Annotated in this window: 12 protein-coding genes; 1 reads left to right on the forward strand and 11 read right to left on the reverse strand. The window is 55.4% G+C overall.

The annotated features are described in order from the left end of the window. Nucleotides 1–15 precede the first annotated feature (15 nt). The 8 genes from yqfC to EXW96_RS13445 form a co-directional block, all read right to left on the reverse strand. Nucleotides 16–294, reverse strand: a complete 279-nt coding sequence (yqfC, locus tag EXW96_RS13410; protein WP_054819392.1) for a sporulation protein YqfC — start codon at nt 292–294, stop codon at nt 16–18. Between the two features lie 185 nt (nt 295–479). Next, nucleotides 480–935: a hypothetical protein gene (locus EXW96_RS13415; protein ID WP_174350742.1), complete on the reverse strand. Its 456-nt coding sequence runs from the start codon at nt 933–935 to the stop codon at nt 480–482. A gap of 32 nt (nt 936–967) precedes the next feature. Continuing rightward, nucleotides 968–1,960, reverse strand: a complete 993-nt coding sequence (gene floA / locus EXW96_RS13420; protein ID WP_062407554.1) for a flotillin-like protein FloA — start codon at nt 1,958–1,960, stop codon at nt 968–970. A 29-nt stretch (nt 1,961–1,989) separates the two neighbouring features. Next, entirely contained in the window at nt 1,990–3,378 is a 1,389-nt protein-coding gene (locus tag EXW96_RS13425; protein ID WP_174350743.1) for an NfeD family protein, read from the reverse strand. Between the two features lie 126 nt (nt 3,379–3,504). Further along, nucleotides 3,505–3,948: a GatB/YqeY domain-containing protein gene (locus EXW96_RS13430; protein ID WP_054820180.1), complete on the reverse strand. Its 444-nt coding sequence runs from the start codon at nt 3,946–3,948 to the stop codon at nt 3,505–3,507. A 12-nt stretch (nt 3,949–3,960) separates the two neighbouring features. Further along, entirely contained in the window at nt 3,961–4,134 is a 174-nt protein-coding gene (gene rpsU, locus EXW96_RS13435) for a 30S ribosomal protein S21 (protein ID WP_010491812.1), read from the reverse strand. A 129-nt stretch (nt 4,135–4,263) separates the two neighbouring features. Then, nucleotides 4,264–4,608: a histidine triad nucleotide-binding protein gene (locus tag EXW96_RS13440; protein ID WP_062407552.1), complete on the reverse strand. Its 345-nt coding sequence runs from the start codon at nt 4,606–4,608 to the stop codon at nt 4,264–4,266. Between the two features lie 118 nt (nt 4,609–4,726). After that, entirely contained in the window at nt 4,727–5,020 is a 294-nt protein-coding gene (locus EXW96_RS13445) for a hypothetical protein (RefSeq protein ID WP_174350744.1), read from the reverse strand. 311 nt (nt 5,021–5,331) lie between these two features. On the opposite strand from EXW96_RS13445, the gene EXW96_RS13450 reads away from it, so the two are divergent. Then, nucleotides 5,332–7,254 (forward strand): FAD-dependent oxidoreductase, encoded by a 1,923-nt coding sequence (locus tag EXW96_RS13450; protein ID WP_174350745.1) that lies wholly within the window; start codon nt 5,332–5,334, stop codon nt 7,252–7,254. Between the two features lie 123 nt (nt 7,255–7,377). Here the strand turns inward: EXW96_RS13450 and EXW96_RS13455 are convergent, their stop codons facing one another. The 3 genes from EXW96_RS13455 to EXW96_RS13465 form a co-directional block, all read right to left on the reverse strand. Beyond that, a complete protein-coding gene (locus EXW96_RS13455; protein WP_174350746.1) occupies nt 7,378–9,561 on the reverse strand; it encodes a stalk domain-containing protein in 2,184 nt (727 codons plus the stop codon). 104 nt (nt 9,562–9,665) lie between these two features. Then, on the reverse strand, nt 9,666–13,121 hold the full coding sequence (locus EXW96_RS13460) for an AAA family ATPase (protein WP_174350747.1): 3,456 nt from the start codon (nt 13,119–13,121) through the stop codon (nt 9,666–9,668). Nucleotides 13,122–13,200: 79 nt separating this feature from the next. Then, the gene (locus EXW96_RS13465; protein WP_174350748.1) at nt 13,201–14,373 is read right to left on the reverse strand and encodes an exonuclease SbcCD subunit D; all 1,173 of its coding nucleotides are present in this window, start codon (nt 14,371–14,373) and stop codon (nt 13,201–13,203) included. Between the last annotated feature and the right edge of the window lie 6 nt (nt 14,374–14,379).

Consider the following 14,379-nt stretch of genomic DNA (forward strand, 5'->3'; position numbering starts at 1 on the left):
CTTCCCCTTTCCAGGCTATGGAATGTATTTGATATCTCGAATGACGCCTTCAATAAACACTTCCTCCGACAAGATCGCCCGGATAACAAGCTGTGATCCGTATACCTCAATCCGGCCTTTCGTCAAAGCCAGCGTAAGCAAGTCGCTTGAGAAATGCAGAACACCCCGGTGATTCTCAATGTACAGCTGTACATTTCCGATCATCGTCATGCGGGGCAAGTCCATCACCACGTCCTGAGGCAGGTCGAGCAGTTTGGCGGTCCATTGATTGAATCTGCGTGTCAATCTGCGCATACGTTACCTCCTCCGTAAGCTGCCCTTCGGGCATCCAAAAGCCAGAACACGGCTAATTACACCATATGCCCGGGATTTGAAAATATGCCCGTTTAACTGGCTTATCGCTCCCGGATATCGTCCACAGCCAACAAAAAGCACCGTACCGCTGATCAACAGATCAGTGATACGGTGCTTCTTGAGCTTCACCGCCGATAAGGACGTTTGGCTCGCGACGGACCCAAAATCTCGGCCCACAGCACGCCGCGCGCCAAATCTTCAGACGTAGGACGGAATGTGGCCTTCACGGGACTTTGCACCGGTACGGAAGACCCCGGGAACCCGGATGCCGGCGTTCGCTGCGCAGGTCTGGGCCGCGGAGCTTGAGCTCTGGCAGGCTCCTGACGGGGTTCCGGAGCAGCAGCCGCTCTGGCCTCCGGAGCCGGAACAGCCTTGGGCTCCTGCCGCCCTTGAACGCGTTTAGCCCGGCCGGGCCCGTCCCCGCCGAACGGAGGCATACCCTGGGGAACCGGCCTCGCAGGCCGGCCCGGCTGATCCTTTGGTTCATCCCCGCCCCGTTTGGTTTTCATAAACGTGCTTAGTCCAATATAAATAATCACCAGAATGAACCAGTTGTCGAGAATGAATTCGATTAAACCCACGATTATATCCCGCCTTTCCGAACGGAAGACGCTTAAGCATCCCCGCTGTTCTTATCCGGGTTGTTCATTTTTCCAAGACCGGCGCGCATTTGGGTATCGGCTTCGATGTTTTTCAGGTTCATATAATCCATCACGCCGATCTTGCCTTCGCGAAGCGCATCGGCCATCGCCTGAGGAACCTGGGATTCGGCTTCAACCACTTTAGCCTTCATCTCGACGACGCGCGCGTTCATTTCCTGCTCCAAAGCAACGGCCATCGCTCGGCGCTCTTCCGCTTTGGCTTGCGCGATCTGCTTGTCGGCTTCCGCCTGCTCCGTTTGCAGCTGGGCGCCAATGTTTTTGCCCACGTCCACATCGGCAATATCGATGGATAAAATCTCAAAAGCCGTACCGGCATCCAACCCTTTGCCCAATACCGTACGCGAAATCAAATCCGGGTTTTCAAGCACGTCCTTATGCGAATTGCTGGAACCGACTGTAGTAACGATCCCCTCGCCTACGCGGGCGATGATCGTCTCTTCCCCGGCTCCCCCGACAAGCCGGTCGATGTTGGCCCTAACCGTTACTCTTGCAATAACCTTCACTTCAATACCGTCTTTGGCTACGGCAGAAACCGTAGGCGTTTCAATCACACGCGGGTTGACGCTCATTTGTACCGCCTGCAGGACATCCCGGCCCGCCAGATCAATCGCAGCCGCCCGTGCAAACTCCAAATGAATGTTGGCGCGGTGCGCCGCAATAAGCGCATTCACGACGCGATCTACGTTACCGCCCGCCAAGAAGTGGCTCTCCAGCTGATTAATCGTTAAATCCAAACCGGCTTTGGTCGCTTTAATCATCGGGTTGACGATCCGGCTCGGAATAACGCGGCGAAGGCGCATGGCCACAAGCGTAATAATGCCGATCCGCACGCCGGAAGCGAGTGCCGAAATCCACAGCATCACCGGGACAAAGGTGAAAAACACCGACAGCACGATGATCGCAACCGCCGCAAGCAATAAGAACGTAATCAGGGTAGTATCCATACAAGCACCATCCTATCTCCAATTTTCAATCATTCTTTCATCTCTTTAACAACGATTCGCGAACCGTCGACCTGAATGACCTTGACTGTCCGTCCGGCCGGAATAAAATCGCCCGACGTGACCACGTCCACACGCTCCTCGCCGAAAACCGCCGTTCCGGCAGGCCGCAGCGGCGTAAGCGCATGACCGGTTTGGCCAAGCAATTCCTTGCGGGACGAAGCGGAAACGTATCCTTCCTCCGCAGTCAGCTTCTCGCTCAGGATAAACCGGTTCCAAACGCCCCGGTGCCTGAATATCCGGATCACAATGACCACAATCACAACCGCCAATACAAAAGCGATCCCAAGGCTCCACGCGGCCATTTGCTTATTATAGGCAGACAAAACCACTCCGCTGAACAAACAGAGCGCTCCAAGGATGCCCAGAATGCCAAAGCTTGAAACGAAAATTTCCAGAAAAAGCAAAATGATGCCGGCCACAAACAGAGCGATATCCTCAGCCCCTGCGAAACCCGCGATGTAATGGCCGAAAAAGTACAATCCGAAGCCGAGCACTCCCAAAATACCAGGAAGACCAAACCCCGGTACGAAAATCTCGACCGCAACCCCAGCAATGCCGATCAGCAGCAGCAGAGTGGCCACCCACGGCTCGGTCACAAAGCGGGCTATTCTTTCAGCCACAGTAAGCTCCATCGTAATCAGCGGATGATTCTCTCCGCCGATAAACTTGACGACCTCATCCAGACTTGCTGCAATGGTTTCCGCATATCCGACCTTTAACGCTTCCTGTGAAGTCAAAGTAACGATTTCGCCCTTCGGCACGGTCCTGCCGATTTCGGGCATTGTCACGCCGACATTCTTATCTACCATCGCTTCGGCAATTTGCGAATTGCGCCCGCGCATTTCGGCCGCGCCTTTCATGAGTCCGGACCAGGTAGAGATGGCTTTCGTATCCTCAATCTCGTTACCGGTAATATCGACAATCGCCGCCGCTCCGATCGAGCTGCCCGGTTCCATAGCAATCTGCTCCGCATTTAACGCGATATAACTGCCGGCCGAGATCGCCTTGCCTCGTATATAAGCGATGGTCGGAACAGGGCTGTTCTTGATCAGCTGGCCGATTTCCTGTGCCGAGTCAATGCGTCCTCCGAACGTGTTGATGTCGAGCACGATATGAAGCGCGTTCATCTCTTCCGCTTCACGGAACGCACGTTCCAGGAAATTGTACAGCCCGTTTTCCACCGTGTGGTGTACCGGAATGACGACAACCGGTGCCGCAAGAGGCTTCGTCTCCGCATGAGCGGTCTTGAAATCCGGCAGGCCCATAAACAGCCCCGGCATCATCAGCGTCAACGCTAGCATCAAGGTGACCATTCTTTGCCAAAACCGACTTTTTGATTCACCGGCTCCAACCCGCATGGCTTTACCTCCTTTTCTCTGTTATTGATCAGTCTATCCGGTAATACGCGCCAGGGACGTAATTGATTCATAAAATATCCTAAAATGAAGAAAAACACTCCTGTTACGGAGTGTTCCTCGTTGTTGTTAAGACAATAGCTGTTGGACAAGCTGATTGACAAGCTTGCCGTCAGCCCGCCCTTTTACCTTCGGCATTAATGCGCCCATGACTTTACCCATATCCGCTTTTGAAGAAGCTCCCACTTCCTGGATGGTCTGCTGTACAATGGCTTTTACTTCTTCATCGGATAACTGCTGCGGCATGTACTCCATCAGTACGGCAATCTCTGCCTTCAGGTTTTCCGCCAAATCATCACGACCGGCCTTTTCAAATTCTTGGAGGGAATCTTTGCGCTGTTTGATCTCACGATTCAGGACGTCAAGTACTTCTTGGTCATCTAAGGTTTTACGCTGATCTATCTCGATATTCTTGATAGCTGCACGAACCATACGGATTACGGAGAGTTTAAACTTATCTTGACTCTTCATCGCAAGCTTCATGTCATCGTTTAATCTCTCGCTTAAGCTCATTGATTAAGCCTCCTAGAACTTTCTCTTACGAGCAGCCTCTGACTTCTTCTTGCGCTTTACGCTTGGCTTCTCATAATGCTTGCGTTTTTTAACCTCCGCCAAAACGCCGTCTTTAGCGATAGAACGCTTAAAGCGACGAAGTGCAGCATCTATAGTTTCGTTCTTGCGAACTCGAGTTTCTGACACCAGTTTTCCCTCCCTCCGAACAGACCGTCCAAGACAACTAAAGACATTCGTCAAACTTCATTATAGGCGAAAACAAAACTGGGTGTCAACCTGATCAAAGCAATGGATAAGCAAAGCTTCGGAACCGTATTACCTTGCATTCAGCGCGCCGAGTTTCTCCCCTCCGAGCAGGTGATAGTGGATATGAAAAACGACTTGCCCGCTATCCGGCCCGCAGTTGTTGATCAGCCGATACCCCGTTTCAGCAACCCCCTGCTCCCTGGCGATTTGCTGAGCGGCGGAATGAATTTCCCCAAGCAAATACCAGTCTTCCGACTCCACATCATTCATCGAAGAAATATGTTTCTTGGGAATGATCAGGATATGTACGGGGGCGGCAGGCTGAATATCGTGAAAAGCCACAACATGTTCATTCTCGAACACTTTTTTCGATGGAATGGCGCCCTCGACGATTTTGCAAAAAATGCAGTCCATGGATGTCCACCTCTTTTCGTCCCATGAGTAATTTCACCATTATATCATAACGAATCGGACTTCAAAAATCCAATAGAAAACAACGCTTGTAAACATGTCTTTTTTCATTATTTTAAACTTAATGCTCCATCCATTCCACAACCAGGTCCACCGCTTGCTTAAACCGTTCACGACCGTGATTGGCCAGCGCCTGCTTAGCCTTCTCAAACTCCCCTTCAAGCATCCACTGCGCGATCTGGTCTTTGATGATTGAAAATTGCCTCCAGGCTGCCTTCAGCGCCTCGAAACAGGCTATATCCCGCTCCGTGCGCAGCCCGTTCTCCAGTATCGCAAAGCATTCCGCAAGCTTGCTTTCCTCCGCCAGCTTCCGCTCGTGCCAGCAGTATCCTCCGCCCGCTTGCCAGAACTCCATCGCGAGAATGCCAACATCCCTTCGCCCCACATTTTAATGTCATATATAATAACATAAAAGGAACATCATTTTAAGTAAAAATACAAAAACACACGTCAAATTACAACGTTTAATCTGTACCATATTTCTTTTTTTGGTTCTTTTTAAGCTGTAATCTAAATATCGAATAAAATTTCCTTTAACATATACTGAAGATTGTCTGCAAAGCAACGTTTTGTGCTAAAATATAGACTGAAAGTCTAATTTAATGATAGACCGTGAGTCTAAATTCATTTATAATGGTTTCCAGCACGTTTCGAGGTGGGGATTTCATGAACAAATTCATGCGTGCCGCAACCCGGAAAAAACGCGAATATATGATGGAAGTCGCCTTGAAGCTGTTTATCGAGCACGGTTATGAGAAAGTTTCGGTAGACGATATTATCAGGTCGACAAATACTTCCAAAGGAACGTTTTATCATTATTTTGAAAGCAAGGACGAAATTCTTCTGGAAATTCCGAGGAAGCAGATATCCATCATTCAAGCGTGGGCAAACCGCCCGCCTGCAACGGAGCACGCCTTGGAAAGCCAAATCAACGGACTTCTTATCAGCTTGGCTGAGAATCTGCAGCATTCATCCAAACTCATGCGGAGCTGGATTGCTTTATCGATGCAAAACCATACGCTCAAAGCCGCGTTCGAGGAACAAAACCGCTTGCTGTATGAATGCCTACTGCTCCGGCTGCAGGATTCGCACAAAGCGAGAACGCTGGTGGCGGCCTATCTCGGAACATTAATGCTGTGGTGTTTACAGGATGAAGATGATTTGAAGGAACTTATGCGCCAGCAATTAGCACCGGTTTGGGCCGGAATCCGCGCAAATCAGAAGGCGGATACGTTGTTGGTCGAACCGGATCGGGGAGGGGAACATGTTATGAAGGTGGCTGTCATTGGAGGCGGTCTGGCGGGCTTGACCGCAGCCGCATATTTATCGGAGAGCCCCGGTATCGAGGGGGTCTTATTCGAGCGGAGTCCGCAGCTCGGAGGCAGAGCGTTTACTTATGAAAAGGCGGGCTTTACGTTAAACTACGGGGCACATGCCGTTTATGGCATCGATCGTCATACCTTGTCCGTGATGGAAAAGGAGTTGGGACTTTCCTTCAGCTCCAAGCAGGTCGATAAACGCAGAGTCATGTATGCCAAGAACGGACAGCTGACGCCTGCTCCGCTTGATTTTGTCAATTTGATGAGAACCGAACTGTTGAACCCCATCCAGAAGGTTCGCTTTGTCGGGGAGATTACAGCGATTATCGCTAACATTCACCATGTGCGGAACTACGAGACCCTCGGGGATTATTTGGCTCAATCCGATGCTGACGAGGATGTCAAGGAATTGTGGGAGCATCTCGTATGCTCGAACTTTTTCATTACTCCGGAGGAAGCCAGAAAAGTACCCGGAGCGGTCATTAGCGAGTATTACCATAACCTGTTTCTGTCCGGAAAACCGGTGAATTATGTTTTAGGCAGCTGGGCCGTTATCACAAACCAGCTCAAGCAAAAAATAGAGCTGGGCGGCCGCTGGGAAATCGCCCTTCAGGAAGGCGTGGAAGGCATTCGTTATGCGGATCGCAAATTTTGGCTGCAAACGAAAAAAAGGGAGCTGCCTTTCGATCGCGTCGTTTTCGCCATGCCTGTACAGCAAGTGTGCAAGCTGCTCAAGGCTACGCCATGGGAACCGTTCCTGTCTCCGTACGAGGATAATACCGCGACAGAGGTTATGGTATACGACGTGGGCTTGAAACAGGTTGTGGCCAGGCCGTTCAGTTATATCAGCGATATGGACAATAAGCTGTTTATCAGCGATGTGTCGGCAACCGACCATACGTTGGTTCCCGACGGAGGCCAACTGCTTCAAGGGATCGCTTACCTGAACGACAAATTTGTCGACGAAGCCGAACGCAAAGCTTACCTGGACAATAAGACCAAACAAATGGAAGCCTTGTTCGACAAATATTACCCCGGCTGGCGCGAGGCGACGGAAGTCAAACGCGTATCGAAAAAAGCAATGGTTGCCAGCGTAAAGAATATTTCGGGGAATCGTCTGCTGCCCCATCGCATCGAGAACGTTCCGTTTTATTTCTGCGGCGATGGCTGTGAAGGCAAGGGGGAACTGGCAGAGCGCGCATTCTCAAGTGCTATGCTGGCTGCCAAAGCGATATTGGAAGATCCCGAGCTGAAGAAGATCGGTGCATAGGGATGAATAAGAGGGGCCGTCCCATAAGTCAACCTGATGGAGTAACTGGATGACTGAGGGACGGCCCTTGTGTTATATGAAAAAACGACGATATGGCAGGAGCAAGGAGCTGGGAACCCTTGCCTACGCCGCATCGTTAAACAGCTTGAACGCTTTGGCGACTTGCAGCTTGAACCATCCGAAAACAGCCCCCGCCACCGACCCCAAATTCTTTTTGTCTTCTGTCGTCGTATTCGCGGCAAGGGTTTCCTGTTCCTGCCGATCCTCCGCTGTGCCGACCTTTGCGGCCGGTGCTTGACCGTCACTTCGGATCTCCACCGTTCGCGTTGTGCCGTCCCAGCTGACAGCACCGCCGAAGGCCTCGCCTACAAAACGTGCCGGAACCATGGTATGCCCGTTTACCAATTGGGCCGGCATTTCGAGAGCCACGGTTTCCCCGTTCCGGTTCGCGAAGGTACTGCCGATTTGGATGGACACCACCGCATTCCCCTTACGTGCGGTTGCCGTGCGTGTGGATGAATCCCACTCCACCTTGGCCCCCATCGACTCCAATATCGCCCGCAGAGGCGTCAACGTATAGCCTTCCCGGATGACCGGCCGCTGCTCAAACTTCACATCCTTGCCGTCTACAACCACGGACACGCTGGAAGACAAAGGGAAAGATTTTGAACCGCTCCTTTGGCCGTCCTTATTGTAAACAACAATTTCAAAGACGGAGCCCTCCGGTACGGCCCCCGCATTAAGCTCAATGCCGAAAGGCGGTCCGCTTTGGCTATCCAGCAGCCTGCCGTTTAAATAATATTCAAGCTTGCCGATATAGACATCCGGAATTTTAACGAAGGGCGTAATTTTCGCTCTTTTGACAATAGGCGTCCGGGCGGTTAACGGCACATGGCCGGCATGATCCGAAGGCCTGGTCCCCTGCTCGACTTTGGTCAAATAATACGGAGGAGCGATCATACGGCTGTAAAGCTTCATCATCGCTTCATTATCCCGGAGCAAATAGTTGTTTTTGGATTCCTTCATCTCCAGATTGACATTGAAGTAAGTGATCGCCTTCAGCCGCGGATACTTATACGGCATAATTTCGTACAAGCGCTGCAAATTCAGCAGTCCGTAATCGGTGAACGACTCCTGGGGAAGATTCGCGTAATGGGAGACGGCCGTTTCACTGATCATCAGCGGCTTCCGGCCGGCATAAGTCCGGTACAAATAATCCAGCCGCTCCACAGGGCTCGTCGCCTGCATATTTCCCTGCTTGGGATCTCCGTTCTCATACGGCTCGCTGTAAAGGCTGACGCCTACCCAATCGACATAAGCATCTCCCGGATAATAAGGAGCTATCGAGTACATCGGCACTTGCCCAGGACTCCATACCATGGCCACATTCGGCGCTTCCTGTTCCATGATGTCATGAACCATGCGGAAGCTTTGAATATATTTCTGCGGATCGCCGTGCCACACGACCCAATTGCCGTTCATCTCGCTGGCGTAACGCAGAAAGATCGGAATGCCCGCAGCCTTTGCCTCACGGGCCCATTGACGGACCGTCTCTTCCTTAACGGCATCAAGCCCGTCCATCGGCTCCCAGGCGATCTGCAGTGCGACCCCCGCCTGCTTCGCCCTGGTCACATACTGTTTTGGAAACGGTTTTCCCACCTGGGTATAGACCAGGTAGAGCGCGTGTTTTTTCCCGTAAAATGTCTCTGAGCGATCGTAGTAATTATGCATCTGCGGGTCGCGTTCCGTATACATTCCGATATAAATCCCGTATTCCGGTTCGAATTTCGCCAGCTTTCCGTCCGGCGGGGCGGCCAGCCGCTTCAACTCTTCCGTGTCCGAGGTGCTGATATAAGCCTCCACGGTGGTACGTATTTGCTCCGCGCGCTGCAAATCGACGGCTCCCCAGTCTTTTCCGTCTTTGAGCCAGTACTCGTTTTCCAGCTCGTAGTAGTGAATCGCCTTCTCATAATCCTTCATCCGGTCAAAATATTGATTGAGTCTGCCGCAAAACAGCGCCGCATTCTGCCAATCTCCAATCGATGCATAGTGACGAACCAAAAACTCCCAATGCGGTACGGCATCCTCCGGCTTCCCTTTGGCCACGGCAGCGTCGGCCGCTTTCCATCGATCCCATATCGCATCGGCGTAAATCGGTTCGGCGTGAGAGAATAACAGTCCGGCACAAAGCGCTGCAGCCAGCAGACGCTTAACCTTTTTACAGCATACGGAAGCCGTAAACGAACGGGGATCAAAGAACCCCTTACGGCCAAGCCACCGATCCGGCTTCCGATGAGATGTCTGCATGATTGTCCCCCCTAGATGATGCATGTCCTTCTATCTATTCAACAGGTATGCCGGAAGGGGCCTGCTTATGTCTAAAGACGATCCGTTTACCGAATCCCGGAGCCTTACATGATCTCCATCGAGATCCGGCTGCCTTGGCCGCCGGGCTCCGCGGGATGCACCACAAGCCGTCTGGGAAGCCGGGCCCGCAGCTCAGGCACGTGGCTGATGACGCCTACCGTCAGCTTGTCCGTATGCAGTTTTTCGAGAGCCGTAATGACCGTATCCAACAGCTCCTGATCCAGCGTACCGAAACCTTCGTCAAGGAAGAAAAACTCAAGCGGATGCTCGCCTTTGAGCTGAATTTGCATGGAAAGAGCCAGCGCAAGCGATAACGAGGTCAAGAACGTCTCGCCGCCCGAGAGCGTAGTCACCGGTCTGCGCACCCCTCCATTCGCATCGTCCCGCATGACGAAGCCTCCGCCGGAGTCCACCTCAATCGCGTACCTTTGCCGGGTTAGCTGTCCTAATCGCTCGGAAGCCGCACGGCTGACATGCATCAGCTGCTCCTCCGCCAGAAATTCAACGAACGCGTTGCCCCGAAGCACGCTCTGAAGCTTGCCAAGCCGTTCCAGCTCGCTGCGGCAGGCTGTCTGCTTCGACTCCAGTTCGCGCCAGCGCCGGTGTTTGGCCTGCAGATCCTCCCAATCCCTCTCCGCCTTGGCCATCGTTTGCAGAGCCGCTTCATCCTGAGCCTTGCATTCGCCAAGCTCCCGCTCCATCGCCTCCCACATGTCATCCGTGACCTCACGGCCCGCCAGCTCATGATCGAGCTCAGCCAAGCGGGCTGACAGCTGATGCTCCAGCTTGCCGTGAGCTTCGACTTCGGCACTCCACTGCTGCTGCTGTTCAAGCGAGATCAACGCATCCGACACTTCCTGAACCGTAGAGAAACCTTCCGCTTCCGACTGCTGGGCCCATTCCCTTTCCGCTTCTTCCAAAGCCAGCCGCGCCGATTCCGCCGCCTGACGAACGGCGGATTCCGTCTTGGCCGACTCTTGATACCCGGACTGCATTTCTTCCAGCAGCTTCGCTGTCCTTTGCGCTTCCGTTCGCAGCTCATACAGCCTGGTCTGCGCCTCGGAGGCCAGACCGCCGGCATCCTCATCGCCGACCCAGGCATAGAGCCGTTCGGCCTGCGCGTCAACGTGCTGCTGCAGCGCTTGCTGTTCCGCAGTTATCCGGACCGCTTGCTTCTCGGCTTCACCCACTTCCTGCAGCAGCTGCTCCATGCGCGTTTGCTTGGCCGACAAAAATTCCACGCTTTTGTCCAACCGCCTTTTGAGCTCATCCGCCAACTGCTCCTGCTGCTTCAAGCGCTCTGCCAATGCCGCAACGTCCTCCGGCCTGTAGTCCGGAAACCTGTTTGTCCAGCCGGAGCTGAGCGTTTGAAGCAAATCGCGCGTTTCCGCCGCTTTTTGGGCTTCCGCTTCATAGACGCCGCGTGCCGTTTGTTCTCTGGCGTCCAGATCATGGCGCTGCTTGACCAGCTGCCGCTTCTCCTGCAGCAGCGTTTGGAGCGCATGCTGAAGCTGCTGCGCTTCCCGGCGGGCAAGCTCAAGTTCATTCGCAGACGTATCCAGCAAGAGTTGAAGCTCATCGGCAAAAACGCCCGTCCCTCCTGCGAATTCAGCAGAAAGCGACGCAGCCGCCTCATGATGCGCGGACAGCTTTTCCGACAGGGGCTGCCGTACTTCTTCATCGACGGCCTGATTCCACTGCTGCTCCATCGCCTGCAGAGCATGCAGCAGCTGGCGCAGATCAAGCTGCCTTCTCCGGACATCGTCCTGCAGCCGCTCCAGCTGTGCCACGGCCGTGTGATGCATGTCTTCCCCGCTCTGTACGGCTGTCAGCTCCCCGCGCTCCACAGCCGGCTTCGGATGAACCGACGAGCCGCAAACCGGACAAGCCTCGCCGTCATGCAAATGTGCCGCCAGCGCATTGGCCATGGCCGTTCGTTCGGCCTGCTTTTGCATGCTCTTGAGCCTGGAGATTTCGTCGGGGATTTGGCCCAGAAGCGCCGATAGCCTTTGTTCGGTTTGAAAACATGCCGTATGTAACGAAGCTAACCGTTCCAACCAGACTGCTCCCCGACTCTCCCATTCTTTCTCCGCAAGCTCCAGCGCCGCCAGCGATTGCTTCAGCCGTTCCAGCTCGGCCTGCCGCCGGGCCAGCTCCGCCTGCTGCTCACCGTACTGCTTCCCGAGCCGATCGAGCTCGCGCTTTTCCTGCAGCGCCTCCTGGAGCCGATCCCGATACGCCCTGGGCACCTCGGCAAGCTTCAGCTCGTCCTTGAGCTGCGCCTGCCGCTGCAGCGCCTTCTCGCGCAGCTCGGCCTCGCGCGCCTGCTCCGCGTGCAGCCCCGCGAGCTGCGCCCTGCTGCGCTCGGCCTCGGCGGCCAGCGCGGCGAGCCGCTCGCGGTTTTGCGCGAGCTCGGCCGCGAGCGCCGCCGCCTGGCGCAGCTGCTCGAGGCGCGCGGCCAGCGGCGCCTCCTGCGCAGCCAGCGCGTCGCGCGCCGCGGCCTGCGCCGCCTGCGCCTGCGCCAGCGCGCCCTGTGCGGCGGCGAGCGCCTCGGCGGCCGCGGCGGCGGCTGCACGCTGCTGCGCGAGCTGCGCCTCGGCGGCGGCGAGCCGGCGCACGAGCGGGCGCAGCCGCTCGGCCTGCACGCCCCGCGCGAGGCGCCCGGCGAGGGCCGCCACGTGCGGCGCCTGCGACGCCAGCGCGGCCCGACGCGCAGCCACCGCCGCGCGTTCGCGCTGCAGCTCGCGGACGGCGCGCAGCTCGGTCGCGCGTCGCTCGCAGGCGATCAGCCGCTCGCGCAGCACGCGAGCCGCTTCGCGCGCCTCGGCCAGCCGAGCCTCCGCTTGCGCCAGCGCCGCCTCCGAAGCGTCACCCAGGCCCTGCTGCTCCGCCTGGAGCTCCTTGAGCGCGGCATCCGTCTCCTTATAGCGCGCGGAGGTCTTGGCGCTAAGCTTGTCGCCGTAAGGCTCCAGATGAAACAATCGCTGCAGCATCGCCCGCCGGTCCTTGCCGGCAAGTGTCAGAAATTCCGCAAACTTCCCCTGCGGCAGCACGACGGCACGGGTAAAATCAGCCATCGATAACCCTAAAATGTCTTGAATGTGCTGGTTGACTTCCCCCGCTTTGTCGGCCAATACGACGGATTCGCCGTCGCGGTAATGGATCAGCCGGCACAGGCTGCCCAGGATAGACTGCTCTCCGCTGCGTTTAAACTGGCGGTCCACCCGGTACCGCTTGGCCCCGGAACCAGAACCCAGCTCGAAGGTAAATGAGACGGACAGCGTCTGCTCCGCCTGATTCATGATCGCCTGCGTGCCGCCGGGCGCGCGCTCCACCTTGCCGAACAGCGCCAGCGTAATCGCATCGAGCAGGGTGGATTTGCCGCTGCCCGTCGGGCCGAAAATACCGAACACGCCGGCGCCCGTCAGCGCGGCAAAATCGATCTCCTGCGCTTCCCGATAGCTCTGAAGTCCGGCGATTTGCAAATGAATCGGCCGCATGCCGAAGCCTCCTTTTCGCTCAAACCCATGTTTTTTCAGGTCATCGCGTTATAGTCCAACATGTAATATATCTTTCGCTTTATACCGCCGCGTCGTTCTCCTCAGCCAGCAGCTCCAGAAACAGCCGGACCAGTTCCGGCTCGGGCTGTGCGCCTCCGGTCTGCCGCTCGTAAAAGCGCCGGAACAGCTCGTCCATCGGGAGCCGGGATGCGGAAACGGGCTCCATGGCTTCCGGCTGCAGCTCCGGATAGACCGGCCGGATATGAAGGAAACCGTCCCTCGCCTGCCGAAGCTTGTGGATTTGTTCGAGCGACATCGTCTCCTGAAGATGAATTTCCAGATCGATCCAGGCCGTCGGATCTTTTCCTTCATCCAACCACCGGTGAACCTCCGCAAGCCCTCCCTTGGCCTTCCACTCCACTAAAGGCCGTCCGCTGGAAAGGAAAATCTCTTCCACCTGCGGAACCGAACCCGGCTTGATATCCAGAATGGTTACCGATTTGGCTTGTCCCGCCTCCGAGAAGCTGTAAGCCAGCGGCGAGCCGCTGTACCGAATCATCGTCCCGGAGCGGATGTACTGCGGACGGTGGAGATGTCCGAGCGCCACGTACTGCGCGCCGGCCGTCAAAGCTTCCGTATCGACCGTGTAGGCGCCGCCTACTTGAATCGGCCGTTCGGATTCGGTTTCTTTGCCTCCCAGAACGTACAAATGGCTCATCAGCAGATTGACCGTGTCTTTCCGGTAATGCCTCGCCTGCTCCTGCACGATATGCTTCACGCGTGCCGAATAAGCCGATCGCAGCAGCCCTTCCTCCGCCTCATCGGACAGCAGCTCGCGAAGACGGGATTCGGACGGATAAGGCAGCGCGAAGACGATCGCCGTTTCTCCCGTTCGCTTGATCGCCGACTTGTATACTCGCGCCTCCGGCAGGCCGACCAACGTCACGCCCAGCTTTAGCGCCAGCGGAGCGGCTGCCGCCAGCCGGTCCGGATGATCATGGTTTCCGGCAATGACATAGACCGGCCGGCTTCCCTGATCGGAGAGTCGGGCCAATGCGTCGTAAAACAGCTGCTCAGCGGCGGCAGGCGGATTGACCGAATCATAAATATCCCCCGCCACCAGCACCAGATCAATCTGCTGATCTCTCACGATGGCCGCCAGCTCATCGATAAAAGCCTCCTGCTCCGGCAGCCGGCTTCTTCCCTCCAATGTCCTGCCGAAATGCCAATCCGCCGTATGCAATACCCGCATGCCCAT

This window comes from Paenibacillus sp. JMULE4, from assembly GCF_013337105.1.
In the GTDB taxonomy this organism is placed as follows: domain Bacteria; phylum Bacillota; class Bacilli; order Paenibacillales; family NBRC-103111; genus Paenibacillus_G; species Paenibacillus_G naphthalenovorans.